We start from the raw sequence: 26,376 nt of genomic DNA on the forward strand, positions 1-26,376 counted from the left end.
ATTCAAACGAACGTCATGGTTGTATGTCTAGCTGCAGCTCCTAGATCCTCGTGATCGAAGCGATCTCTCATCCAGGCTGAAAAACCCCAGCCTTCCTGCGAGTTTGCTTAGCCAATCGGATCTGAACAGTCGCTTCCGCTTTTCATTTTAGATAAGTCATCGATCGATTAGTATCCGTCAGCTGCACGTGTCACCACGCGTCCACCTCGGACCTATCTACCTCATCGTCTCTGAGGGATCTTATTACCTTAGAGGTAAGGGAAATCTCATCTCAAGGGGGGCTTCATGCTTAGATGCTTTCAGCACTTATCCCGTCCACACGTAGCTACCCAGCGATGCTCCTGGCGGAACAACTGGTACACCAGCGGTGTGTCCATCCCGGTCCTCTCGTACTAAGGACAGCTCCTTTCAGATTTCCAACGCCCACGACGGATAGGGACCGAACTGTCTCACGACGTTCTGAACCCAGCTCGCGTACCGCTTTAATGGGCGAACAGCCCAACCCTTGGGACCGACTACAGCCCCAGGATGCGATGAGCCGACATCGAGGTGCCAAACCTCCCCGTCGATGTGGACTCTTGGGGGAGATAAGCCTGTTATCCCCGGGGTAGCTTTTATCCGTTGAGCGACGGCCCTTCCATGCGGAACCGCCGGATCACTAAGCCCGACTTTCGTCCCTGCTCGACTTGTAGGTCTCGCAGTCAAGCTCCCTTGTGCCTTTACACTCTGCGAATGATTTCCAACCATTCTGAGGGAACCTTTGGGCGCCTCCGTTACCTTTTAGGAGGCGACCGCCCCAGTCAAACTGCCCACCTGACACTGTCTCCGGACCGGATCACGGTCCTGGGTTAGAATGTCCGTACAGCCAGGGTAGTATCCCACCAGCGCCTCCACCGAAGCTGGCGCTCCGGCTTCTCTGGCTCCTACCTATCCTGTACAAGCTGTACCAACATTCAATATCAGGCTACAGTAAAGCTCCACGGGGTCTTTCCGTCCTGTCGCGGGTAATGCGCATCTTCACGCATAGTATAATTTCACCGGGTCTCTCGTTGAGACAGTGCCCAAGTCGTTGCACCTTTCGTGCGGGTCGGAACTTACCCGACAAGGAATTTCGCTACCTTAGGACCGTTATAGTTACGGCCGCCGTTTACTGGGGCTTCGGTTCAGCGCTTCGCCAAAAGCTAACGCATCCCCTTAACCTTCCAGCACCGGGCAGGTGTCAGCCCCTATACTTCGCCTTACGGCTTCGCAGAGACCTGTGTTTTTGGTAAACAGTCGCTTGGGCCTTTTCACTGCGGCTCCTCGGCAGAGGAGCACCCCTTCTCCCGAAGTTACGGGGTCATTTTGCCGAGTTCCTTAACGAGAGTTCTCCCGCTCACCTTAGGATCCTCTCCTCGCCTACCTGTGTTGGTTTGCGGTACGGGCACCTCTTTCCTCACTAGAGGATTTTCTTGGCAGTGTGAACTCAGGAGCTTCGGTACTTTAGTTCCCTCCCCATCACAGCTTGACGTTCCCACCGGACGGATTTGCCTATCCGGCCGTCTTGCTGCTTGGACGCGCTCATCCAATGGCGCGCTCTCCCTATCCTCCTGCGTCTCCCCGTCGTTCAAACGGAAAGGAGGTGGTACAGGAATATCCACCTGTTGTCCATCGCCTACGCCTGTCGGCCTCGGCTTAGGTCCCGACTAACCCTGAGAGGACGAGCCTTCCTCAGGAACCCTTAGGCTTTCGGTGAAAGAGATTCTCACTCTTTTTTCGCTACTCATACCGGCATTCTCACTTCTAAGCGCTCCACCAGTCCTTACGGTCTGACTTCACCGCCCTTAGAACGCTCTCCTACCACTGATCGTAAGATCAATCCGCAGCTTCGGTGGTGTGTTTAGCCCCGGTATATTTTCGGCGCAGAGTCACTCGACCAGTGAGCTATTACGCACTCTTTCAATGATGGCTGCTTCTAAGCCAACATCCTGGTTGTCTAAGCAACTCCACATCCTTTTCCACTTAACACACACTTAGGGACCTTAGCTGGCGGTCTGGGCTGTTTCCCTCTCGACCATGAACCTTATCACCCACGGTCTGACTCCCAGAACAAAGTCGCTGGCATTCGGAGTTTGACTGAATTCGGTAACCCGATAGGGGCCCCTCGTCCAATCAGTGCTCTACCTCCAAGACTTTCTATTCTGAGGCTAGCCCTAAAGCTATTTCGGAGAGAACCAGCTATCTCCGTGTTCGATTGGCATTTCACCCCTACCCACACCTCATCCCCGCAATTTTCAACTTGCGTGGGTTCGGGCCTCCAGTCAGTGTTACCTGACCTTCACCCTGGACATGGGTAGATCACACGGTTTCGGGTCTACGACCGCATACTCACTCGCCCTGTTCAGACTCGCTTTCGCTGCGGCTCCGCCGCTCACGGCTTAACCTTGCATACAGTCGTAACTCGCCGGTTCATTCTACAAAAGGCACGCCGTCACCCATTAACGGGCTCCGACTACTTGTAGGCACACGGTTTCAGGATCTCTTTCACTCCCCTTCCGGGGTGCTTTTCACCTTTCCCTCACGGTACTGGTTCGCTATCGGTCACTAGGGAGTATTTAGCCTTGGGAGATGGTCCTCCCGGATTCCGACGGAATTTCTCGTGTTCCGCCGTACTCAGGATCCACTCCGGAGGAAGAAAGGTTTCGGCTACAGGGCTGTTACCTGCTCTGGCTGATCGTTCCAGATCGATTCGCCTACCTTTCTTCTTGGTAACTCCAAAGGAGTGTCCTACAACCCCAGAAAGCAAGCTTTCTGGTTTGGGCTGTTTCCGTTTCGCTCGCCGCTACTCGGGAAATCGCATTTGCTTTCTCTTCCTCCAGGTACTGAGATGTTTCAGTTCCCCGGGTCTGCCGTCCATGACCTATGGATTCAGTCATGGACACTATTCCATTACGAATAGTGGGTTCCCCCATTCGGAAATCTCCGGTTCACAGCCTACTTACGGCTTGCCGGAGCATATCGGTGTTAGTCCCGTCCTTCATCGGCTCCTAGTGCCAAGGCATCCACCGTGCGCCCTTGTTCACTTAACTATCTGTGAAAAGACGTTTGTTTCTTTCGATGTTCGTTGAATGTCTTGTCATCACTAGCTCCATCACTTGATGAAACTATTGATTTCTTATCCAGTTTTCAAGGTTCACGTAAGAAAGATCACTTGATCTTTCAAAACTGAACAACCAACCGAGTACGCCTCCTTACGATCCAGCTTCAGCTCCCAGACCCTGGCGCCCGAAGCGATCCTACTCCGAGGCTGTAAAGCCTCTTCGGTATGCTCGCTTCGTTCGTCGGGTCTGAACGGTCGCTTCCGCCTTTCGTGTATCCTTAGAAAGGAGGTGATCCAGCCGCACCTTCCGATACGGCTACCTTGTTACGACTTCACCCCAATCATTGGCCCCACCTTCGGCGGCTGGCTCCAAAAAGGTTACCTCACCGACTTCGGGTGTTGCCAACTCTCGTGGTGTGACGGGCGGTGTGTACAAGGCCCGGGAACGTATTCACCGCGGCATGCTGATCCGCGATTACTAGCGATTCCGGCTTCATGCAGGCGAGTTGCAGCCTGCAATCCGAACTGAGAATGGTTTTATGGGATTTGCTACACCTCGCGGCTTCGCTGCCCTTTGTACCATCCATTGTAGCACGTGTGTAGCCCAGGTCATAAGGGGCATGATGATTTGACGTCATCCCCGCCTTCCTCCGGTTTGTCACCGGCAGTCACCTTAGAGTGCCCAACTGAATGCTGGCAACTAAGGTCAGGGGTTGCGCTCGTTGCGGGACTTAACCCAACATCTCACGACACGAGCTGACGACAACCATGCACCACCTGTCACTTGGTCCCCGAAGGGAAAACCCTATCTCTAGGGTGGGCCAAGGATGTCAAGACCTGGTAAGGTTCTTCGCGTTGCTTCGAATTAAACCACATGCTCCACCGCTTGTGCGGGCCCCCGTCAATTCCTTTGAGTTTCAGCCTTGCGGCCGTACTCCCCAGGCGGAGTGCTTAATGCGTTAACTTCAGCACTAAGGGGTGGAAGCCCCCTAACACCTAGCACTCATCGTTTACGGCGTGGACTACCAGGGTATCTAATCCTGTTTGCTACCCACGCTTTCGCACCTCAGCGTCAGAGACAGACCAGAGAGTCGCCTTCGCCACTGGTGTTCCTCCACATATCTACGCATTTCACCGCTACACGTGGAATTCCACTCTCCTCTTCTGTCCTCAAGTTCCCCAGTTTCCAATGACCCTCCACGGTTGAGCCGTGGGCTTTCACATCAGACTTAAGAAACCACCTGCGTGCCCTTTACGCCCAATAATTCCGGACAACGCTTGCCCCCTACGTATTACCGCGGCTGCTGGCACGTAGTTAGCCGGGGCTTCCTCGTTAGGTACCGTCAAGGTACCGCTCTATTCGCACGGTACTTGTTCTTCCCTAACAACAGAACTTTACGATCCGAAAACCTTCATCGTTCACGCGGCGTTGCTCCGTCAGACTTGCGTCCATTGCGGAAGATTCCCTACTGCTGCCTCCCGTAGGAGTCTGGGCCGTGTCTCAGTCCCAGTGTGGCCGATCACCCTCTCAGGTCGGCTACGCATCGTCGCCTTGGTGAGCCGTTACCTCACCAACTAGCTAATGCGCCGCGGGCCCATCTGTAAGCGATAGCGAGAAGCCATCTTTTAACCATCCTTCATGCGAAGGTTGGTGTTACCCGGCATTAGCCCCGGTTTCCCGGGTTATTCCGGTCTTACAGGCAGGTTGCCCACGTGTTACTCACCCGTCCGCCGCTCGTTCCACGAGCGTCACCTCCGAAGAGGATCCGCTCGCTTCCCGCGCTCGACTTGCATGTATTAGGCACGCCGCCAGCGTTCGTCCTGAGCCAGGATCAAACTCTCCAAAAAAATTGAAAAGCTGTGCGCTTTTGACAGCGCTTGCCTTCAACACCGTTGAAGGTCCTAAAGCTCGTGTGCACATCGTGTGTGCTTTGTTTGAATTCCTTCTATATGATAGAAAGAATGAATTGACGTACTGGTTGGTTCGTTCAGTTTTCAAAGATCAAATTAATCATGGTGGAGCCTAGCGGGATCGAACCGCTGACCTCCTGCGTGCAAAGCAGGCGCTCTCCCAGCTGAGCTAAGGCCCCAATAAATATAAAGTAAAATGGTCGGGAAGACAGGATTCGAACCTGCGACCCCTTGGTCCCAAACCAAGTGCTCTACCAAGCTGAGCTACTTCCCGTAATGGCGCGCCCGAGAGGAGTCGAACCCCTAACCTTCTGATCCGTAGTCAGACGCTCTATCCAATTGAGCTACGGGCGCAAAAAACTATATGGTGCCGAGGGCCGGACTCGAACCGGCACGGTGGAAACCCACCGCAGGATTTTAAGTCCTGTGCGTCTGCCAATTCCGCCACCCCGGCACGGCAAATAAGGTTCTCACTGATTGATCTATGGAGCGGAAGACGGGATTCGAACCCGCGACCCCCACCTTGGCAAGGTGGTGTTCTACCACTGAACTACTTCCGCATAAGTATAAGTGCGGGTGGAGGGACTTGAACCCCCACGCCGTGAAGCACTAGATCCTAAATCTAGCGTGTCTGCCAATTCCACCACACCCGCAAGTAACTGGTGAGCCATGGAGGATTCGAACCTCCGACCCTCTGATTAAAAGTCAGATGCTCTACCAACTGAGCTAATGGCTCAAAAAATATGTTTCACTCACAAAAAACGAATTCACTCAATAAGATGGTGCCGGCCAGAGGACTTGAACCCCCAACCTACTGATTACAAATCAGTTGCTCTGCCAGTTGAGCTAGGCCGGCTGGTTATTGAATGAAAATGGTGGAGGATGCAGGGCTCGAACCTGCGACCCCTTGCTTGTAAGGCAAGTGCTCTCCCAGCTGAGCTAATCCTCCGGATTATGTAAAGGTTTGGCAGCGTCCTACTCTCACGGGGATCGACCCGACTACCATCGGCGCTGAAGAGCTTAACTGCTGTGTTCGGCATGGGAACAGGTGTGACCTCTTCGCCGTTACTACCAAACCTTTATTTTTAAGGACAAGATATATTATATGACCCCGTTGAATAAATTTCAAGGGTTTTTTTAATAAATCTTCAAAACTGGATAAGTGCACATTCAAACGAACTCGAAACATCATAGTTGTATGTCTAGCTTCCGCTTTTCAATTTAGATAAGTCATCGATCGATTAGTATCCGTCAGCTGCACGTGTCACCACGCGTCCACCTCGGACCTATCTACCTCATCGTCTCTGAGGGATCTTATTACCTTAGAGGTAAGGGAAATCTCATCTCAAGGGGGCTTCATGCTTAGATGCTTTCAGCACTTATCCCGTCCACACGTAGCTACCCAGCGATGCTCCTGGCGGAACAACTGGTACACCAGCGGTGTGTCCATCCCGGTCCTCTCGTACTAAGGACAGCTCCTTTCAGATTTCCAACGCCCACGACGGATAGGGACCGAACTGTCTCACGACGTTCTGAACCCAGCTCGCGTACCGCTTTAATGGGCGAACAGCCCAACCCTTGGGACCGACTACAGCCCCAGGATGCGATGAGCCGACATCGAGGTGCCAAACCTCCCCGTCGATGTGGACTCTTGGGGGAGATAAGCCTGTTATCCCCGGGGTAGCTTTTATCCGTTGAGCGACGGCCCTTCCATGCGGAACCGCCGGATCACTAAGCCCGACTTTCGTCCCTGCTCGACTTGTAGGTCTCGCAGTCAAGCTCCCTTGTGCCTTTACACTCTGCGAATGATTTCCAACCATTCTGAGGGAACCTTTGGGCGCCTCCGTTACCTTTTAGGAGGCGACCGCCCCAGTCAAACTGCCCACCTGACACTGTCTCCGGACCGGATCACGGTCCTGGGTTAGAATGTCCGTACAGCCAGGGTAGTATCCCACCAGCGCCTCCACCGAAGCTGGCGCTCCGGCTTCTCTGGCTCCTACCTATCCTGTACAAGCTGTACCAACATTCAATATCAGGCTACAGTAAAGCTCCACGGGGTCTTTCCGTCCTGTCGCGGGTAATGCGCATCTTCACGCATAGTATAATTTCACCGGGTCTCTCGTTGAGACAGTGCCCAAGTCGTTGCACCTTTCGTGCGGGTCGGAACTTACCCGACAAGGAATTTCGCTACCTTAGGACCGTTATAGTTACGGCCGCCGTTTACTGGGGCTTCGGTTCAGCGCTTCGCCAAAAGCTAACGCATCCCCTTAACCTTCCAGCACCGGGCAGGTGTCAGCCCCTATACTTCGCCTTACGGCTTCGCAGAGACCTGTGTTTTTGGTAAACAGTCGCTTGGGCCTTTTCACTGCGGCTCCTCGGCAGAGGAGCACCCCTTCTCCCGAAGTTACGGGGTCATTTTGCCGAGTTCCTTAACGAGAGTTCTCCCGCTCACCTTAGGATCCTCTCCTCGCCTACCTGTGTTGGTTTGCGGTACGGGCACCTCTTTCCTCACTAGAGGATTTTCTTGGCAGTGTGAACTCAGGAGCTTCGGTACTTTAGTTCCCTCCCCATCACAGCTTGACGTTCCCACCGGACGGATTTGCCTATCCGGCCGTCTTGCTGCTTGGACGCGCTCATCCAATGGCGCGCTCTCCCTATCCTCCTGCGTCTCCCCGTCGTTCAAACGGAAAGGAGGTGGTACAGGAATATCCACCTGTTGTCCATCGCCTACGCCTGTCGGCCTCGGCTTAGGTCCCGACTAACCCTGAGAGGACGAGCCTTCCTCAGGAACCCTTAGGCTTTCGGTGAAAGAGATTCTCACTCTTTTTTCGCTACTCATACCGGCATTCTCACTTCTAAGCGCTCCACCAGTCCTTACGGTCTGACTTCACCGCCCTTAGAACGCTCTCCTACCACTGATCGTAAGATCAATCCGCAGCTTCGGTGGTGTGTTTAGCCCCGGTATATTTTCGGCGCAGAGTCACTCGACCAGTGAGCTATTACGCACTCTTTCAATGATGGCTGCTTCTAAGCCAACATCCTGGTTGTCTAAGCAACTCCACATCCTTTTCCACTTAACACACACTTAGGGACCTTAGCTGGCGGTCTGGGCTGTTTCCCTCTCGACCATGAACCTTATCACCCACGGTCTGACTCCCAGAACAAAGTCGCTGGCATTCGGAGTTTGACTGAATTCGGTAACCCGATAGGGGCCCCTCGTCCAATCAGTGCTCTACCTCCAAGACTTTCTATTCTGAGGCTAGCCCTAAAGCTATTTCGGAGAGAACCAGCTATCTCCGTGTTCGATTGGCATTTCACCCCTACCCACACCTCATCCCCGCAATTTTCAACTTGCGTGGGTTCGGGCCTCCAGTCAGTGTTACCTGACCTTCACCCTGGACATGGGTAGATCACACGGTTTCGGGTCTACGACCGCATACTCACTCGCCCTGTTCAGACTCGCTTTCGCTGCGGCTCCGCCGCTCACGGCTTAACCTTGCATACAGTCGTAACTCGCCGGTTCATTCTACAAAAGGCACGCCGTCACCCATTAACGGGCTCCGACTACTTGTAGGCACACGGTTTCAGGATCTCTTTCACTCCCCTTCCGGGGTGCTTTTCACCTTTCCCTCACGGTACTGGTTCGCTATCGGTCACTAGGGAGTATTTAGCCTTGGGAGATGGTCCTCCCGGATTCCGACGGAATTTCTCGTGTTCCGCCGTACTCAGGATCCACTCCGGAGGAAGAAAGGTTTCGGCTACAGGGCTGTTACCTGCTCTGGCTGATCGTTCCAGATCGATTCGCCTACCTTTCTTCTTGGTAACTCCAAAGGAGTGTCCTACAACCCCAGAAAGCAAGCTTTCTGGTTTGGGCTGTTTCCGTTTCGCTCGCCGCTACTCGGGAAATCGCATTTGCTTTCTCTTCCTCCAGGTACTGAGATGTTTCAGTTCCCCGGGTCTGCCGTCCATGACCTATGGATTCAGTCATGGACACTATTCCATTACGAATAGTGGGTTCCCCCATTCGGAAATCTCCGGTTCACAGCCTACTTACGGCTTGCCGGAGCATATCGGTGTTAGTCCCGTCCTTCATCGGCTCCTAGTGCCAAGGCATCCACCGTGCGCCCTTGTTCACTTAACTATCTGTGAAAAGACGTTTGTTTCTTTCGATGTTCGTTGAATGTCTTGTCATCAATCAAGTCTAGTTTCGACTCCCAGATTCTCTCGATTCTAAGCCATCTCCCTTCAAGACTGAAAAACCACAGTCTTTACGTGAGCTTACTTAGCTCGGTGAATCTAAGCGGTCGTCTACACTTTCTTAATCACTTATCCAGTTTTCAAGGTTCACGTAAGAAAGATCACTTGATCTTTCAAAACTGAACAACCAACCGAGTACGTTCCATATATATTCCTTAGAAAGGAGGTGATCCAGCCGCACCTTCCGATACGGCTACCTTGTTACGACTTCACCCCAATCATTGGCCCCACCTTCGGCGGCTGGCTCCAAAAAGGTTACCTCACCGACTTCGGGTGTTGCCAACTCTCGTGGTGTGACGGGCGGTGTGTACAAGGCCCGGGAACGTATTCACCGCGGCATGCTGATCCGCGATTACTAGCGATTCCGGCTTCATGCAGGCGAGTTGCAGCCTGCAATCCGAACTGAGAATGGTTTTATGGGATTTGCTACACCTCGCGGCTTCGCTGCCCTTTGTACCATCCATTGTAGCACGTGTGTAGCCCAGGTCATAAGGGGCATGATGATTTGACGTCATCCCCGCCTTCCTCCGGTTTGTCACCGGCAGTCACCTTAGAGTGCCCAACTGAATGCTGGCAACTAAGGTCAGGGGTTGCGCTCGTTGCGGGACTTAACCCAACATCTCACGACACGAGCTGACGACAACCATGCACCACCTGTCACTTGGTCCCCGAAGGGAAAACCCTATCTCTAGGGTGGGCCAAGGATGTCAAGACCTGGTAAGGTTCTTCGCGTTGCTTCGAATTAAACCACATGCTCCACCGCTTGTGCGGGCCCCCGTCAATTCCTTTGAGTTTCAGCCTTGCGGCCGTACTCCCCAGGCGGAGTGCTTAATGCGTTAACTTCAGCACTAAGGGGTGGAAGCCCCCTAACACCTAGCACTCATCGTTTACGGCGTGGACTACCAGGGTATCTAATCCTGTTTGCTACCCACGCTTTCGCACCTCAGCGTCAGAGACAGACCAGAGAGTCGCCTTCGCCACTGGTGTTCCTCCACATATCTACGCATTTCACCGCTACACGTGGAATTCCACTCTCCTCTTCTGTCCTCAAGTTCCCCAGTTTCCAATGACCCTCCACGGTTGAGCCGTGGGCTTTCACATCAGACTTAAGAAACCACCTGCGTGCCCTTTACGCCCAATAATTCCGGACAACGCTTGCCCCCTACGTATTACCGCGGCTGCTGGCACGTAGTTAGCCGGGGCTTCCTCGTTAGGTACCGTCAAGGTACCGCTCTATTCGCACGGTACTTGTTCTTCCCTAACAACAGAACTTTACGATCCGAAAACCTTCATCGTTCACGCGGCGTTGCTCCGTCAGACTTGCGTCCATTGCGGAAGATTCCCTACTGCTGCCTCCCGTAGGAGTCTGGGCCGTGTCTCAGTCCCAGTGTGGCCGATCACCCTCTCAGGTCGGCTACGCATCGTCGCCTTGGTGAGCCGTTACCTCACCAACTAGCTAATGCGCCGCGGGCCCATCTGTAAGCGATAGCGAGAAGCCATCTTTTAACCATCCTTCATGCGAAGGTTGGTGTTACCCGGCATTAGCCCCGGTTTCCCGGGGTTATTCCGGTCTTACAGGCAGGTTGCCCACGTGTTACTCACCCGTCCGCCGCTCGTTCCACGAGCGTCACCTCCGAAGAGGATCCGCTCGCTTCCCGCGCTCGACTTGCATGTATTAGGCACGCCGCCAGCGTTCGTCCTGAGCCAGGATCAAACTCTCCAAAAAATTTGAAAAGCTGTGCGCTTTTGACAGCGCTTGCCTTCAACACCGTTGAAGGTCCTAAAGCTCGTGTGCACATCGTGTGTGCTTTGTTTGAATTCCTTCTATATGATAGAAAGAATGAATTGACGTACTGGTTGGTTCGTTCAGTTTTCAAAGATCAATGTTTGCCGCTTCAAAATGGCGACTTAATTAATATATCATGGCCGGTTGTTTTCGTCAACACTTTTCGTGACATTTTTTCAATTTTTGTTTTTCATTTGCTGCTTTTCTTAACGCAACGTTTAATAATTTACCACGATTTATAGAGTTAGGCAAGAGGAAATGTAAATAAAAATATTTTCTGAAGATTGGCTTAGAAAATTAAAGAACCCGTCCATAAAGGCCGGGTTCTTCAAAATTAAGATTCTCGATTACGCATTTGCGGGAAAAGCAGTACGTCTCGTATCGATGGAGAATCTGTCAAAAGCATGACAAGCCGATCAATTCCGATGCCCAGCCCGCCAGTTGGAGGCATGCCATATTCCAGAGCTTCCAGGAAGTCTTCATCCATCATATGGGCTTCATCATTTCCTTCTTCTCTTTCTTTCAATTGAGCTTCAAATCTTTGACGCTGGTCGATTGGATCGTTTAATTCAGAAAAGGCGTTGGCATGCTCGCGTCCAACAATAAACAGTTCGAAACGATCGGTAAACCGCTCGTCTTCTGGATTTTTCTTAGCTAGCGGAGAAATTTCAATTGGATGACCATAGACAAACGTTGGCTGAATTAATTTATCTTCTACTCTTTGCTCAAAGAATTCATTCACAACGTGACCAAAAGTCATCGTTTCTTGAATTTCAATATTATGCTCATGAGCCAAAGCCTTCGCCTCATCATCCGTCATTTGCTGCCAGAAGTCTACACCAGTATATTCTTTAATCGCATCGACCATGTGAAGCCTTGTCCATTCCGGCTCTAAGTCGATTTCCTGTTCATTATAAATAACCTTTGTTGTACCGAGGACGTCTTTAGCTATGTGAGCCACCATCTGTTCAGTCAAGGCCATCACATCATGGTAATCTGCATAGGCTTCATACAACTCAAGCATCGTAAACTCTGGATTGTGACGCGTGGAAACACCTTCATTACGGAAGACCCGGCCGATTTCATAAACCTTTTCCATACCGCCGACAATTAACCTTTTCAAATGGAGCTCAATAGCAATCCTCATGTACAGCTGCATATCTAAGGCATTGTGGTGAGTAATGAACGGACGTGCGGAAGCACCACCAGCAATCCCATGCATTAACGGGGTTTCAACTTCCAAAAATCCCAGTCCGTCTAAGTAACGGCGCATGGACTGGATAATTTTACTGCGGGTAACAAAAGTTTCACGGCTGTCTGGATTCGTAATCAAATCCAAATAGCGCTGACGATAACGCTGCTCTACGTCCTGAAGTCCATGGAATTTTTCCGGTAGAGGACGCAAAGACTTCGTCAGCATATGAAATTCATCAGCTTTCACTGACAGCTCCCCGACCTTTGTCTTGAACATAATCCCTGAAATTCCTACTACATCTCCGAGATCAGCGGAGTTAAAGAGTTCATACGCCTCATCTCCTACACGGTCCTTACGTATATACAATTGAATCTGCCCGCTCAAATCCTGGATATGGGCAAAACCCGCTTTACCTTTGCCGCGTTTTGTCATTATACGACCAGCAACAGTAGTGGAGCTCTGTTGTTCTTCTAATTCTTCTTTACTGAACTGATCATATTTCTGTCTTAAATCTTCCGCTAAATCTGTGCGTTCAAATTTATTTCCAAAAGGGTCAATCCCTTGTTCACGGTAAGCATTCATCTTATCCCGGCGCACCCGCATGTGTTCATTCAGTTCTTCAGACATTATAATCACTCCATTCTTCTCATTTTTTCTGACCGATTCAATAATAAAAACTGCCAGCAAGGTACTGGCAGTGCTGCAACTAAAGTTTAGTATAGAAAAGACCTTCTTGTGTGTCAACGCTGAGTGAGTTAGGAAACGTTCATCTTCTAAATCATTTGTGAATCTAAAGAAGATATTCAGAAACTTTCCCCGGGTTTCAACATGGTTGATATTATCACAAATACGGCCTTTCCCTTTTAGTCTTCCTAAGTACCTGGGTGTGTGTTTGCTCAGCATCCTCCCAAGCTAAACACTCTATATAACAGCATGACAAAAATTTCAGCTTAGATCCAATTCTCCCCATACACGAACTTCTTCTACTTCTTCTTGAGCTAGTAAGCTCAGCGCTTCCTGAGCCGTCAAGCCAATAGTTGGGATATACACTTCTCGAGACAGATCAACAAGCGGAACCATGACAAAGGCTCGTTCGTGCATAGAAGGGTGCGGTATCATTAAATGCTCCGATTTTATATTTTCTTGATTATACAGCAGGATGTCAAGATCTATAGTACGCGGTCCCCATTTCACCACTCTTTTTCTTCCTAGTTCCTGCTCAATTCCCTGGCACAAGTCAAGTAATGCAAAAGCGGAAAGGGAGGTATCAACTTTGACAACCATGTTTAGAAAATCATTCTGCTCTGTGTACCCGACAGGCTTTGTTTCATAAATCGTCGAGGTGTGGACATTAGCGATGCTTTCATGTTCAGTAAGCATCCTGACCGCATCCTTTAAAAAATCCTCTCTCTTCGAAATATTGGAGCCGAGTGCTATATAAGCCGTTACCATCAGAACCGGCTCCGGTAAATTTCGATCGCTACAGATTTATAGTGGCCAGGGATAGGAGGATCGGGCTTTATCACTTTCACCTTGCAAGCCTGTAATCGTTCAAAGGCCGCTAATAATTCCCGTGACAGCTGTTCGGCTACCGTTTCTACTAACTTTTTGGCTTCTCCTTCAACGACTGATTTTGTAAGCTCATAAATCGCTCCATAGTCAATCGATTTTGTCATATCATCTGACTCTGCCGCAGGCTTCAAATCCAATTCCAATTCGAGGTCAACGTAAAAACGCTGGCCAAGCTTATTTTCTTCTGGAAAAAGGCCGTGATAACCCCAAAATTCCATTTGATTTACGTAGATCTTGTCCATTATTTACTCCTCCCTATCAACGCGTCCATCATTTTAGTCATCCGGGCAATTGGTTTTACATCGTGAACACGGACAATATGAATTCCCTGGCTGATGCCGTAACAAACCGTTGCACCTGTGCCTTCCATTCTTTCCTCTGGCGGAAGGTCTAACGTCATCCCAATAAACGATTTACGAGAGCTTCCTAGAAGTACTGGATAGCCAAGCTCCATAAATTCAATCAAGTTCCGCATGACCAAAAAATTGTGTTCCGGCGTTTTGGCAAATCCAATACCTGGATCGATAATGATGTTTTCTTCCTGCACACCTGCCTCCAAAGCAAGAGTGATGCTTTCCCTTAGATCCTTCTTCATATCTTCAATTAGAGAAATATAACTTTTATCATGCCGGTTGTGCATAAGGATAATGGGAACTTCCGCCTCTGCAGCAACTTTTGCTATCTCAGGCTCCCGTTTTGCTCCCCATACATCATTGATGATGTCTGCTCCTGCTTCAATGGCTTGCTTAGCAACTTCTGCTTTATACGTATCAATAGAGATAGGAATGGTGATATGGTCCTTTACCGCCTTGATCACGGGCAGTACCCTCTCCAATTCTTCTTCTTCTGAGACCCGCTCATGTCCTGGTCTTGTCGATTCACCGCCGATGTCAAGAATGTGAGCACCGGACTGCTCCAATTCAATTGCTTGTTGAATAGCAGCATCGAGTTCATTAAATAGTCCACCGTCAGAAAAAGAATCCGGAGTAATATTTAGAATGCCCATGATCAGCGTCTCTTCAGAAAGATTGTACTGTTTTTTCTTCGTCTTTATGGTAAAGCCCATCGAACATTCCCTCCCTTTTTATAAATTCTTACTCCATTCTACAATATTTCAAGAAAAATTCATAAACGACAAAAAACCGCGCCTTTTAAAAAGACGCGGTTGGTATCAAAATTAATCTTCAAATTGATAAAGTGGAGTGGATAAATAGCGTTCTCCGTTACTAGGAATAACTGCTACCACTTTTTTGCCTTTGCCGAGCTTCTTGGCAACTTGTTTTGCCACGTGTATCGCAGCTCCAGAAGAAACACCGCCGAGAATTCCATCTTTTCTGGCCGCTTCCCGTGCAGCCGCATAGGCTTCCTCTGTAGAGACTTGATGCACTTCATCATAGATATCCGTGTTTAAAATTTCAGGAACAAATCCAGCGCCGATTCCCTGGATTTTATGAGGTCCTGGGTCTCCACCTGAGAGTATAGGGGAAGTGTCCGGCTCAATCGCATAGATCTTAATATCCGGATAATGCTTCTTAAGTACTTTTCCTGCACCGGTTATGGTTCCGCCTGTTCCAATTCCGGAGACGAAAGCATCCAGTTGATCACCCATTTGTTCCACAATTTCAGGTCCAGTCGTTTTTTCATGAATTTCAGGATTGGCTTCATTGTTGAATTGCTGAGGCATAAAATAGCCATGCTGTTCTTGAAGTTCTGTTGCCTTTTTAATGGCTCCCTTCATGCCTTCTGCTCCAGGAGTCAAAACTAATTCAGCCCCATAAGCACGAAGCAGATTCCGGCGTTCCTGACTCATCGTATCAGGCATGACCAGGATGGACTTATACCCTTTGGCTGCTGCAATCATCGCAAGTCCAATGCCGGTATTCCCACTGGTTGGTTCAATGATTGTATCGCCGGCTTTTAGTTCATTTGCCTTCTCAGCAGCTTCAATCATGGACAGGGCAATTCTGTCTTTTACAGAACTTCCCGGGTTCATGTATTCAAGCTTCAAATAAATATCCGCACTGTTTTCATCAGCACTGCCATTCAGTTTAACCATTGGTGTCTGGCCAACTAATTCACTTACATTGTTTGCAATTCTCATCAGCTCACTCCTAATACCAAGTATTTAAATAGGATTTAACTCTAATGTACGGGAGTCCCTGTTTGTTGTCAAACATTTCAATCTATTTATATGAGTTTTTTTGACTAGTGAGAAGTCACAAAACAAAATCCTCTTTTTAAGCGTCGTTAGACTGAAGTTCCTTGAGCTGAGACTCTGAAAACTGATAATCTTCATTACAAAAATGGCACTTTGCCTCCGCCCCATGATCTTCATCGATCATGCGCTGAATTTCTTCATTTCCTAAACTGGCGATAGCCACTTCCACCCGTTCTCTGGAACAGCGACATTTGAATGTAACCGGCATGGAGTCTAATACTTTGACGTTTTCCTCACCTAAGATGATGCAAAGAATTTCTTCTGGCGATTTCCCTTCACGGATTAATGTGGAGATCGGCTTCATTTCACTGAGCCTTTGCTCAATAATGGTAGTCGTTTCCTCTTCTGCTCCAGGGAGCATTTGGATAATAAATCCGCCAGCAGCAAGAATCGAGTAATCGGTGTCCACCAGCACCCCGGCCCCCACTGCTGAAGGTACCTGTTCTGAGTTAGCAAAATAGTATGTGAAATCTTCACTTATTTCTCCGGAAATAATCGGGACTTGTCCTGTAAAATGATCCTTCATACCAAGGTCTTTAACAACGCTGATCGTCCCTTGCGTCCCTACTGCCCTCGCTACATCAAGCTTACCGCGATCATTTAAATCAAAATCTACGTGAGGATTTTTAATATAACCCCGTACTTCCCCTTTAGAAGTAGCATCAGCAATGATCGCTCCAGCAGGGCCGTCACCTTCGACTTTAACAGTGATCTTATCTTCACCTTTCAGCATCGTACCCATCATAGCTGAAATCGTTAAGGTACGTCCCAGAGCTGCAGAAGTCGTTGCCCAAGTATCCTGCCTGCGCCTCGCCTCTTCTACAGTATCTGTAGACTGAATGGCATAAGCGCGAACTTGACCGGCAAATGCTGTCGCACGTACTAAATAATCAGACATGATTCATCATACTCCTTTGAAAACTTTTTTCCCTTTGTTTCGCTGGTATATTAAATGAAGACCCTTCAAAGTTAAGTAAGGATCCACCACATCTATGGTTTTCGACTGGTCAGCAATTAATGTGGCCAGGCCGCCAGTTGCCACGACCTTAGGAGTGGTATCCGCCGTTGCTTTCATTTGACTAACCACTTCATCCACTTGGCCGACATACCCGTAGAATACTCCTGACTGCATGGCTTCTACAGTGCTCTGTCCGATCACATGCCCAGGAGGCTTAATTTCAATTTTAGGAAGTTTAGCCGCCTTCGCATACAACGCTTCCATTGAGATATTTATTCCCGGGGCAATAGCTCCCCCAACATAGGCTTCGTTTTCATTAATATAACAGTACGTCGTCGCTGTCCCAAAATCGATAATGATTAACGGCCCGCCGTATTCTTTCACCGCTCCTACAGCATTAACAACACGGTCTGCTCCAATTTCTTCAGGATGAGGATAGTTCATCTCCAGGCCATGTTCTACATCTTTGTCCCCAATGATCATTGGCTTTTTCTTAAAATAGATCTGCGCCATGCGTTCAAGAGCAAACATAATCGGTGGTACAACGGAAGAAATAATGATTCCATGCATATCTTCAAAATGAAGTCCTTCATGATCCAGTAAAGACTTAATCAGCATACCGAATTCGTCTTCTGTTTTATGACGATCCGTTTTAATTCTCCATTGATATTTCAACGTATCCTCTTCGAATACACCTAGTACCGTGTTCGTATTTCCAACATCAAGTACGAAGTTCATTTCACTTCCTCCAGTCCCATTGACTTCGGCTCCCATCATACCACAGATTCATGCCCTTTTTCCTGATTCCTAGCTTGTGATTTTTGTGCATTTCTAATCATGCTCAAACGAAAAGCCACCCAGCCCATGAGACCGGAGTGGCTTTTATTTAAGCGATTAGGAACGTTCATTATCATCAGAATCTGTTTGATTTTCCTCATCTTCAGAAGACTTTGATTCAGGTTCATTCGCTTCATCCTCTTTAGAAAGGATATTGACGCGAGTACGATCTTTTTGATCAGACTCTGAACCGGATGAGGTGTTGTTTTTAATTTTTGCGTTGTTCGCTCGAGCAAGCTCTTCCAATTCCTCATCACTAGGAAGACGGCCTTTTTCAAACAGCGATTTGATCTGAGTAGCGTCGAGGGTCTCTACATCCAAGAGAGTCTTCGCAATCAGTTCAAGCTTATCCTGGTTTTCTGTAAGGATTTTCTTCGCACGAGCATAGCAGTGATTAATAAAGTTTTGTACTTCTTTATCAATATCATAAGCGATTTGATCAGAATAGTTTTGTTCATTTTGGATATCGCGGCCCAGGAAGACCTGTCCGCCTTGGTTGGAACCAAATTGAAGTGGTCCAAGCTTTTCACTCATGCCGTATTCTGTAACCATTTTACGGGCGATATTAGTGGCCCGCTGGAAGTCATTATGAGCTCCGGTACTAACCTCACCAAAAATAATCTCTTCCGCCACACGTCCGCCTAACAGCCCTGTGATCTTATCAAACAGTTCAGGTTTTGTCATAAAGTAGCGGTCTTCACGAGGAAGCATAACGGCATATCCGCCCGCTTGTCCCCGGGGAACAATCGTTACCTTGTGAACCATGTCCGCATCGTCAAGTACCATACCGATAACGGTATGTCCACTTTCGTGATGGGCCACGATATTCCGCTCTTTTTGAGAAATGACACGGCTCTTCTTAGCCGGTCCGGCGATCACGCGGTCAATTGCTTCATCCACGTCATCCATATCCACTTTCTTTTTATCTCCACGAGCAGCTACAAGCGCTGCTTCATTGAGCAGGTTCTCTAAGTCAGCACCTGAGAATCCAGGAGTTCTGAGTGCAATGGTTTTCAAGTCAACATTCTCTGCCAGTGGTTTATTTCTGGCGTGAACGGCAAGTACCGCTTCACGGCCTTTAACATCAGGACGATCAACTGTAATTTGCCGGTCAAAACGTCCAGGACGGAGCAAGGCCGGGTCAAGAATGTCCGGGCGGTTGGTGGCTGCAATAATAATGATTCCTTCATTGACACCAAAACCGTCCATTTCAACTAAGAGCTGATTCAGCGTTTGTTCACGTTCATCGTGACCGCCGCCTAAGCCGGCTCCACGCTGACGCCCAACGGCATCGATTTCATCGATGAAGATAATGCCGGGAGCATTTTTCTTCGCATTTTCAAATAGGTCGCGGACACGGGATGCCCCTACCCCTACGAACATCTCAACGAAATCAGAACCACTGATCGAAAAGAATGGTACGCCTGCTTCACCTGCAACAGCACGTGCAAGCAATGTTTTACCGGTACCTGGAGGTCCGACAAGCAGCACACCCTTAGGAATACGTGCACCTACTTGAGAGAATTTACGAGGATCTTTAAGAAAGTCTACGACTTCTACAAGTTCCTGCTTCTCTTCATCGGCTCCGGCTACGTCTTTAAAACGGACTTTCTTCTTATCTTCACTGTACATTTTGGCTTTACTTTTACCAAAGTTCATGACCCGGCTTCCTCCGCCTTGGGCCTGGTTAAGAAGGAAGAAGAATAAGATGAAGATAATCACGAAGGGGATGATTGAAGTTAAAAACGTCACCCACGCACTCGGCTGCTCTTCTTCTTCTACAGATAATATGCTTTGGTCCTGGGCTTTTTGGGTTACATTTGCAATCACCTGATCATTTTCAGGCAGCTTAGCAGTAAATGACCCTTCACCCTCAGCGCTGTCGGCGAGTGTACCTGACACCCGTATCACTCCATTGACAGGCTGAATGGTCATTTTTTCAATTTGACCATTATTTAATTTATCGTAAAATTCGTTAACATTTAATGTTTTCTGTGGCTCACCTTGACCTCTAAATAGACCGACGACGCCGATTACTACGAGGAAGATAAGTAAATAAAATATAGTATTACGAAATATTCGGTTCATTGCCTACCTCCTCCCAAGCGAGAAAAACTATAGTAAATAGTATCATAAAAAAAACAGACTTCACAACTAATTACCCTTATCCTTTAACAATTGATTAATCACCATATTGAGATCCTTGTTTAACCCCCATAGACTTCCGGCTTCAGGATGCCGATGTAGGGGAGATTCCGATACTTTTCATTGTAATCCAGACCATAGCCGACAACGAATTCATCCGGAACTTCAAAACCAATTGTATCAGCTTTGATGGCCGATTTACGGCCGGCCGGCTTATCAAGCAGCGTTACGATTTTGATGGAGTTTGCTTGACGGTATTTGAATAAATCCACAAGGTAGCTGAGTGTAAGACCGCTGTCAATGATGTCTTCGATGATCAGGATGTCCCGCCCTTCCACCTGCGTATCAAGGTCCTTCACAATCTTTACCTCACCTGAGGACTTCATCCCACTATAACTGGAAACATCCATAAAATCCATTTCCAGATGAGTGTCCACTCTTTTTAAAACATCGGCCATAAAAGGCATTGCGCCTTTAAGAACTCCAATCGCCAGCGGAAAGCGCCCCTTGTACTCTTCCGATAGCTGCGCCCCAATCTCTTTGCATTTTTCCTGGATTTGTTTTTCAGAGATTAAGACCTCTTTAATTTCGCTGTGCATGAATGTGCTCCTCCTACGTGTCTTCTTTTTTTGTATACCGTAACCGAAGCCATGTGCCTGAGCCCTCGCCGGCACATCCTTCTCCTTTTTTCAAACCAATTACCCAGAGAATCCGCCCATCACTATCTGTTACAAGAGGCCATGATTTTCGAAGCTGCGCAGGAATTTTTTTATCAATAAAAATATCTTTTACTTTTTTTGAGCCGTTCATTCCTCTAAGTTTCATGCGATCCCCCTGCTTTCTGCTGCGAACGATTAGAGGCAGCTTTACGTGATGGGAATCACAAATAAATTCATAGCGGTTTTCGTCAGAGCGGGCGGGACACTGTTCTAAGGTAAGTACATGTCCATCCTTCAGCTCCAAACGCTCTCCTATATCAATCAAATGAGAATAAGGACAGATGTCCTCCGATGAATGAAAAGAAAACGTAAGCTCATCATAAGCACGAACCACTTTTAGTTCGTGTGGTAAATCCAGTTCAGCATTCGGTTTTTGTTCCTTTAATAGGTTCATGAACATTTCCTCATGCAAATAGGAAATATCCTCCGTTTGGTTATCGTACAGATAGTTCAATATTAGATGAAAGGCACTCCTTTGTAAAGCAGGCGGATGCGATTTAAAAGTGGAAATGGAAAATTCCACACGTTTTCCTTTTTCAGAAGAAAAACGCATCGGTTTCAGGACTTCTTCGGCCTGCTTCGTTATGTAAGAATAATCATCTCTCACCCGTTCACTCATCGCCTGCATATGCAGATGGATCTTCGGGTTCTGTTCTTTTAATAAAGGCATGATGTGTTTGCGGAACGCATTGCGTGTATAGTTGGTTTCCTCATTGGAGGCATCCAGCTTAAAACCAATTTGGTGCTGTTCACAATAATGTAACAACTCTTGTTTCGCTACACATAAGAAGGGCCGGATGATACTCCCTGTACCAAAAGGTCGCTTAATCGGCATGCCTTGCACAGCTTCAGGTCTTGCACTGCGAACCATCTGCATAAAGAGAGTTTCAGCCTGATCATCACCATGGTGGGCAAAAGCCAGCACATCCGCATTCACTTCTGTCATAACTTGATGAAAATATTGATAACGAAGAACTCTTGCAGCTTCCTGGGTCCCCACACCCTGCTGCTGCTTATACGATTGAACATCTACAGAGGTTCCAAAAAAATTAATATTCCATTGTTCCGCAGTTTTCTTTACATAGTTTAGATCCGCCAGCGAATGCTCCCCTCTCAGCCCATGGTCTACAGAAGCAGCAATGATGGAGAGCTGCCACTGCTCCTTTTTTTGTAGAAAATAGTGTAAAAGAGCCATAGAATCCGGCCCTCCCGATACAGCTACTACTACGGTTGATTTAGGTTGAATAAGCTGATGTTTTTCCACAAATGAGTCGACATTGTGAATCATGAGGGGCACTCCTGTCCGTTGGACTTGCTGCTTTTCTATCTTCTTCCATCCTACCATTGTAAGAATGTCTTCTGCAAAGGGTTACACTTACATCAATCCGCTCCAAATGGACATTCCGTATATTACCCCTACAACCACCGACACCGCCGTGATTTCACCCCATGCAAAAGATTCCTTCTTATTATGTCTGGACGCTCTGTTCGTAGCTGTCTTCTTATTTGTTTTCATCAGCATAGCAGCCAGTTCATCTTTCATTTCGGAAGCTGACTGGTATTTCCCCTGCCAGCATTTTTGGATGATTTTCTGATAGGGTTTTAATAAAACTGAATGGCCCAGCTTCGCCTCGAGGGTCTTCTTCGGATCCTTGCCTTTTTCAAATCTTTTCGGGTAAGCCATTTCAAGCATAATCATAGTTAATGCAAATAAGTCATAGCCTGGCTCAGCCCGTCTCGATCCATGATCCCAGTAGCCCCGATCATAAAACTCCGTGTATTCTTTAATTGCCCGGTCGAAGCTGGTTACTCCACCCACATCAATCCAGCGTAATCGAGAGCCTGAAACAAGTAGATTATCTGTCTTTAAATCCCCGAATATAAACCCTGCCTTGTGCAAATGCTCGAGATCGACAAGCAGTTGAACGGCACATAGACCAATCCATTCTTTTGTCTTCCCTTGTAAAAAAGAATGGAGACTCACGCCATGGACATATTCCATTACATAAAAGGGGAGAGTCTTCCCTGAACGCTCCACCCAGTCATCAACGTCAACAAAATAAGGCCCAAGCTTCACGCCTTGGACCTTGCTGAATTTTTTTAACATATTGACTTCAAGCATCATTCGCGAGCTGTCCAAACCAACCTTCAATGCGTACTTCACACCTTTAGACTGGCATAAATAAACAGTGCCGCATGCGCCCGATCCAAGTTTTCTAATGATTTGGTATTCCCGGCTGTTCCATTTCCCTTTCAGGACCGCTCCTTCACGTATATTAAAATCCGGTTTCTTCATATGGGTCTTCTACTTCCTGTATGCCCCGGAGTAAAGGTTTCTTTGTAAACGCGTATAAAGCCTCTTTTAAAGCAGGGCCTGTCGGTGTATAGCCTCCGCTTGATAACTTCGAAAAGATATTGTTTATGGATCCTAATTCCGGTGTCCACTCAATCATCTTTCGAATGGTCGTTTTTGTATCAGGAAATACATACACACTAAATTGATTAGAGCCTGTTCTTGCATTCAAACTCAACGAAAGATCAAACAAGGCTTCCTTCACCGTTGGAAGCTTATGATGCATGCTTGCGCTCGTATCCACGAGAACAAGCACTTCTAATTCGCATTTTTCCCCTAAGTCGTCTACCACCTCTACGACCTCTCCGCGCTTTTCAGGTGGCAGCTCCTCAATGGTCTGTTCCTTTCCCAGGATTTGCTGCAGTTCTTTATTCACTAAATCCTGAATCGTCTGCGTCATGGCCTGCCGGGTAACCATTTGTACGGTTTGGGACAAACTTTTTTGATAAACAATCTGACTAACCCCGCCCCAGCCTCCGCAATAGCCTCCACTTCTTCTAGTCCTTGAGGCTGGCCATTTTGTCGATCATCAAGAACCCCAATGACATTCACAGTTACCCCCTGGTTTCTAGCAAGAGCAGCCACCGCTATTGGATCTTCTCCATGGTTGGAGCATCCATCGGTAATCAATAAAATTTGCTTTAGTCGCCCTAATTTCATCGTTTATCCCTCCTGTTTCGTTGTCTCCATCTTCGCCGAAACAGAGGAATAATATACGCTTGCTAGGCTTGTTTTTTCTCTGTAGGAATCGATGACCATTCCGGCATATATCGGTCAATCCGCGCAACCAATACCGTCATGTCATCATCGATAGAACCCTGGGTCCTAATCGATTCTTCTAATAATAGATCAGCCACCTCCTGAGGATCATCACTGTTGACCTCACGAATTTTTCTTTTCAGCCACACCTCCACGTTTTCGATATGTTTAGGACCTTCCAGGATCCCATCGCTGATCATAATGAGCAAGTCTCCCTCTTTAAGCTGCTCACTTGTCGTGTCTACTTCTGCATCCGTAATGATGCCCATTGGCAGATTGCCAGCCTCTACTGCAAAGATTTGCGACCCCCTTTTAATAAAGCTTGGCGTGCTCCCAATTTTAATGAATTTTGAAGTAGCCTGATGTAAATCAATAACCGCCAGGTCAAGCGTAGAGAAAATTTCATCGCTCGTTCTTAACGATAGAATGGAATTAATCGACTGAATCGCTACTGATTCCTGTATGCCTGATTGGAGAATCTGCTTAAGCAGACGCAATGTTTCCATACTCTCCTCGTGGGCCCTTTGTCCGTTTCCCATTCCATCGCTGATCGCCAGCGCATATTTTCCTCTTCCAAGTTCCATCATGGAATAGCTGTCCCCTGATACAAAACCTCCTCCTTTAGCAGCATGTGCCACTCCTGCTTCGATGGAATAATGCTTGGCCGAGCCAAATGTTAAGTAACATCTTGCCTGGGGATAAGGTGAAATTTCCTCCATGGTTACGACAATGGTTTCACCTAAAATATCCGATAATACAGGCGCGATGACCTTCGCTCCTTCCCCTCGGTAATTATCAATCTCTATGATAAGCTCTAAATCTATATTTCCAGCATCCAAAGTGTAGATCTCTAATTTTTGTACGGTCAAGCCCATCCGGTCGAGCGCATTATGGATGACCTGTTCCTTTTGTTCATGATGCTCGCGCTCTTTCACGATTTCTTTCGCAAAATTATCCATCACTTCCGAAACACCCTGAAGCTGTTCTGCAACGAACCGGCGGCTTTCAAGGACCTGTTTCTTCAGCTGCTTGTTCGCATGATAAAAGGATAACTCATGCTTCATGGTGTCTACGACCTTTTGCGATTTCACACAGTACTGGTCCAGACTCTTGCGCAGAATCCGGCTGGGCTCATCCTTTTCATCCAGTTCAAACATCAAGTCTGTCATGAGATCATGGGTCTCATCGAATTGATTCACCCAGCATTTTTCTTTTTTAAAGCAAGCTTGACAGGTTTTCTCTGTCACATGGCTTAAGAAATAATCGATTTCCTGGGAATCGCTATCTTCCTCCTTTATAAGATCAAAATGGTTAAAGCTTTTGGAGAGCGCCTGAAACACATCCGAAAACTTCCCTACTCTTACTGCTGTTACATCCCGGACCTTCTGCAGGTATTTCTGTTGTTCCTGGTGATGTTCATCTGTGCCCGGGACATATCTGGAGAGCTTTTTCACCCAGTGATTGGGAGTAAGCACAAATAAAGCTACCGCCCATACGGATGCCCACATGGATTCAGGTAAACTCCCTCCATTGTCCATATAAAACCCGATTAACAGCGTTCCGACAATCAGCCCTGAGCTTACTCCGATTTTTTTTCCTTCTTTAAGCAGCCCTCCTAGTAAACCTGCAAATGCGAGCAGGCTCATTTGATATAAATGATCTACACTAGATAAACTTAGGACCAGCCCGGCTACGACCCCCACCGTAGACCCTATAGCTGCTCCCGCAATATAAGCAAGCAAAATTACTAAATAACGGGAAAATATATCGACCATGGCCACACCTTGGATTTCCCAGCCGATCATGCCGGTCAATACCGAAGCCAGTAAAATGATTAAACAGACAATCTCTTCATTCTTTAAAGATGGATGATATCTTTGTGGTGATAAAAGCGGAAGGCTCTGCATAAAAATAAGGACAAGAATAAAACTTAAGATCCCCTCGGCTGCCATGAGGATAATTTCGTATAGATGCCACCTGTCCAGGAAGGCGAGACTGGCGGTCCTCGGAATGACACTGGCGATAAATGCCATGGTGGGGAGCCACCGCTGGGGCTCTTTGATCTTATATAAAACTGCACTGAGCAGTAGAAAGGTAACGGAAGCCCCGAGAATAAACCCCCATGCCCAAAGCTGTATGTAGATGCTCCTGCTGCCATCATGACAGTAGCCGGTATGACAAGTGGACGACGAAGCCACCATAGTACTGCCAGGAATGCTACCCCAAACGGCGCCATCGATGAGAGAATAATAGCTCTTCCTAATAAGAGGGATAGCATCATATGGAAAATTCCTTTGTTCGCCATAAATGTAATAAGTGCTAAGGAAGAGTTTTGGATCCCTCTGCTCAAGGAAGACCCCTTTAATTGAGCTTGACGCTCGCCTCTTTTTAATACGGTTCCTAACATTAAACACCACTCCTTCTTTGTTAGAACCTATTAAATCACAGACCAGGACAAGCTTTTTGTCAAAACAACAGGAGTGCAGTAACAAAAACTTCGATCCTTTTCTTACATAATAATTCCATTTCTACAAAATCACCCCCTCCACATAGAAGGGTTTTTCAAATTCCCCGTGCATTCTCTATC

At 47.8% G+C, this 26,376-nt stretch carries 11 protein-coding genes, 9 tRNA genes, 5 rRNA genes and 2 pseudogenes; all 27 read right to left on the reverse strand.

Features of this window, described 5'->3' with window-relative positions; all coding sequences use genetic code 11:
• Nucleotides 1–147: 147 nt before the first annotated feature.
• The 27 genes and pseudogenes from MUN89_RS01315 to spoIIE all read right to left on the reverse strand — a co-directional run bounded on the left by MUN89_RS01315 (nt 148) and on the right by spoIIE (nt 26,196).
• Nucleotides 148–3,068: ribosomal RNA gene (locus MUN89_RS01315) — 23S ribosomal RNA — on the reverse strand.
• Nucleotides 3,069–3,361: 293 nt separating this feature from the next.
• Nucleotides 3,362–4,927 (reverse strand): 16S ribosomal RNA (locus tag MUN89_RS01320).
• A 166-nt stretch (nt 4,928–5,093) separates the two neighbouring features.
• Nucleotides 5,094–5,169, reverse strand: a tRNA-Ala gene (locus MUN89_RS01325).
• Nucleotides 5,170–5,187: 18 nt separating this feature from the next.
• Nucleotides 5,188–5,264: transfer RNA gene (locus MUN89_RS01330), tRNA-Pro, on the reverse strand.
• A gap of 3 nt (nt 5,265–5,267) precedes the next feature.
• Nucleotides 5,268–5,344: transfer RNA gene (locus MUN89_RS01335), tRNA-Arg, on the reverse strand.
• Nucleotides 5,345–5,355: 11 nt separating this feature from the next.
• Nucleotides 5,356–5,444, reverse strand: a tRNA-Leu gene (locus tag MUN89_RS01340).
• Between the two features lie 31 nt (nt 5,445–5,475).
• Nucleotides 5,476–5,550, reverse strand: a tRNA-Gly gene (locus MUN89_RS01345).
• Between the two features lie 11 nt (nt 5,551–5,561).
• Nucleotides 5,562–5,643 (reverse strand) — tRNA-Leu (locus MUN89_RS01350).
• Between the two features lie 7 nt (nt 5,644–5,650).
• A tRNA-Lys gene (locus MUN89_RS01355) sits at nt 5,651–5,726 on the reverse strand.
• A 44-nt stretch (nt 5,727–5,770) separates the two neighbouring features.
• Nucleotides 5,771–5,846, reverse strand: a tRNA-Thr gene (locus MUN89_RS01360).
• Between the two features lie 17 nt (nt 5,847–5,863).
• Nucleotides 5,864–5,939: transfer RNA gene (locus MUN89_RS01365), tRNA-Val, on the reverse strand.
• 13 nt (nt 5,940–5,952) lie between these two features.
• Nucleotides 5,953–6,066, reverse strand: a 5S ribosomal RNA gene (rrf, locus tag MUN89_RS01370).
• 145 nt (nt 6,067–6,211) lie between these two features.
• Nucleotides 6,212–9,131 (reverse strand): 23S ribosomal RNA (locus MUN89_RS01375).
• A gap of 275 nt (nt 9,132–9,406) precedes the next feature.
• Nucleotides 9,407–10,973 (reverse strand): 16S ribosomal RNA (locus MUN89_RS01380).
• Together the 16S, 23S and 5S rRNA genes with 9 tRNA genes alongside form the textbook arrangement of a ribosomal RNA operon.
• A 394-nt stretch (nt 10,974–11,367) precedes the next feature.
• Nucleotides 11,368–12,855: a lysine--tRNA ligase gene (lysS, locus tag MUN89_RS01385; protein ID WP_244710776.1), complete on the reverse strand. Its 1,488-nt coding sequence runs from the start codon at nt 12,853–12,855 to the stop codon at nt 11,368–11,370.
• Nucleotides 12,856–13,173: 318 nt separating this feature from the next.
• Nucleotides 13,174–13,680 carry a 2-amino-4-hydroxy-6-hydroxymethyldihydropteridine diphosphokinase gene (folK, locus tag MUN89_RS01390; protein ID WP_396266070.1) on the reverse strand — a complete coding sequence of 169 codons (507 nt, stop codon included), beginning with the start codon at nt 13,678–13,680 and terminating at the stop codon, nt 13,174–13,176.
• Entirely contained in the window at nt 13,680–14,042 is a 363-nt protein-coding gene (gene folB / locus MUN89_RS01395) for a dihydroneopterin aldolase (RefSeq protein WP_244710778.1), read from the reverse strand. Before folB ends, folK begins: the two co-directional genes overlap by 1 nt.
• Nucleotides 14,042–14,866, reverse strand: a complete 825-nt coding sequence (gene folP / locus MUN89_RS01400; RefSeq protein ID WP_244710780.1) for a dihydropteroate synthase — start codon at nt 14,864–14,866, stop codon at nt 14,042–14,044. The genes folB and folP overlap by 1 nt, the downstream gene beginning before the upstream one ends.
• A 111-nt stretch (nt 14,867–14,977) precedes the next feature.
• Nucleotides 14,978–15,904 carry a cysteine synthase A gene (cysK, locus tag MUN89_RS01405; RefSeq protein ID WP_305852448.1) on the reverse strand — a complete coding sequence of 309 codons (927 nt, stop codon included), beginning with the start codon at nt 15,902–15,904 and terminating at the stop codon, nt 14,978–14,980.
• Between the two features lie 133 nt (nt 15,905–16,037).
• Nucleotides 16,038–16,916, reverse strand: coding sequence for an Hsp33 family molecular chaperone HslO (hslO, locus tag MUN89_RS01410; RefSeq protein ID WP_244710783.1), 879 nt, complete (start codon nt 16,914–16,916; stop codon nt 16,038–16,040).
• 6 nt (nt 16,917–16,922) lie between these two features.
• Complete coding sequence (locus tag MUN89_RS01415) at nt 16,923–17,714, reverse strand: type III pantothenate kinase (protein WP_244710785.1); 792 nt, start codon at nt 17,712–17,714, stop codon at nt 16,923–16,925.
• A 156-nt stretch (nt 17,715–17,870) separates the two neighbouring features.
• Entirely contained in the window at nt 17,871–19,901 is a 2,031-nt protein-coding gene (gene ftsH / locus MUN89_RS01420) for an ATP-dependent zinc metalloprotease FtsH (protein ID WP_244710786.1), read from the reverse strand.
• A 119-nt stretch (nt 19,902–20,020) separates the two neighbouring features.
• The gene (gene hpt, locus MUN89_RS01425) at nt 20,021–20,557 is read right to left on the reverse strand and encodes a hypoxanthine phosphoribosyltransferase (RefSeq protein WP_244710788.1); all 537 of its coding nucleotides are present in this window, start codon (nt 20,555–20,557) and stop codon (nt 20,021–20,023) included.
• A gap of 13 nt (nt 20,558–20,570) precedes the next feature.
• Nucleotides 20,571–21,965 carry a tRNA lysidine(34) synthetase TilS gene (gene tilS / locus MUN89_RS01430; protein ID WP_244710790.1) on the reverse strand — a complete coding sequence of 465 codons (1,395 nt, stop codon included), beginning with the start codon at nt 21,963–21,965 and terminating at the stop codon, nt 20,571–20,573.
• Between the two features lie 87 nt (nt 21,966–22,052).
• Nucleotides 22,053–22,973 (reverse strand): serine/threonine protein kinase, encoded by a 921-nt coding sequence (locus MUN89_RS01435; protein ID WP_244710792.1) that lies wholly within the window; start codon nt 22,971–22,973, stop codon nt 22,053–22,055.
• A pseudogene (locus MUN89_RS01440) lies at nt 22,954–23,690 on the reverse strand (VWA domain-containing protein). The gene MUN89_RS01435 and the pseudogene MUN89_RS01440 overlap by 20 nt, the downstream one beginning before the upstream one ends.
• A gap of 62 nt (nt 23,691–23,752) precedes the next feature.
• Nucleotides 23,753–26,196 (reverse strand): annotated as a pseudogene (gene spoIIE / locus MUN89_RS01445) (stage II sporulation protein E).
• Nucleotides 26,197–26,376: the final 180 nt, after the last annotated feature.

Origin of the sequence: Halobacillus salinarum, assembly GCF_022919095.1 — a bacterium.
GTDB lineage: Bacteria > Bacillota > Bacilli > Bacillales > Halobacillaceae > Halobacillus_B > Halobacillus_B salinarum.

Bases quoted from the DNA above. Each gene is read 5' to 3' on its own strand.
- folK (WP_396266070.1), bottom strand. From the start codon at position 13,680: ATGGTAACGGCTTATATAGCACTCGGCTCCAATATTTCGAAGAGAGAG.
- hslO (WP_244710783.1), bottom strand. From the start codon at position 16,916: ATGTCTGATTATTTAGTACGTGCGACAGCATTTGCCGGTCAAGTTCGC.
- MUN89_RS01415 (WP_244710785.1), bottom strand. From the start codon at position 17,714: ATGAACTTCGTACTTGATGTTGGAAATACGAACACGGTACTAGGTGTA.
- ftsH (WP_244710786.1), bottom strand. From the start codon at position 19,901: ATGAACCGAATATTTCGTAATACTATATTTTATTTACTTATCTTCCTC.
- hpt (WP_244710788.1), bottom strand. From the start codon at position 20,557: ATGCACAGCGAAATTAAAGAGGTCTTAATCTCTGAAAAACAAATCCAG.
- folP (WP_244710780.1), bottom strand. From the start codon at position 14,866: ATGGGCTTTACCATAAAGACGAAGAAAAAACAGTACAATCTTTCTGAA.
- tilS (WP_244710790.1), bottom strand. From the start codon at position 21,965: ATGATTCACAATGTCGACTCATTTGTGGAAAAACATCAGCTTATTCAA.
- folB (WP_244710778.1), bottom strand. From the start codon at position 14,042: ATGGACAAGATCTACGTAAATCAAATGGAATTTTGGGGTTATCACGGC.
- MUN89_RS01435 (WP_244710792.1), bottom strand. From the start codon at position 22,973: ATGAAGAAACCGGATTTTAATATACGTGAAGGAGCGGTCCTGAAAGGG.
- lysS (WP_244710776.1), bottom strand. From the start codon at position 12,855: ATGTCTGAAGAACTGAATGAACACATGCGGGTGCGCCGGGATAAGATG.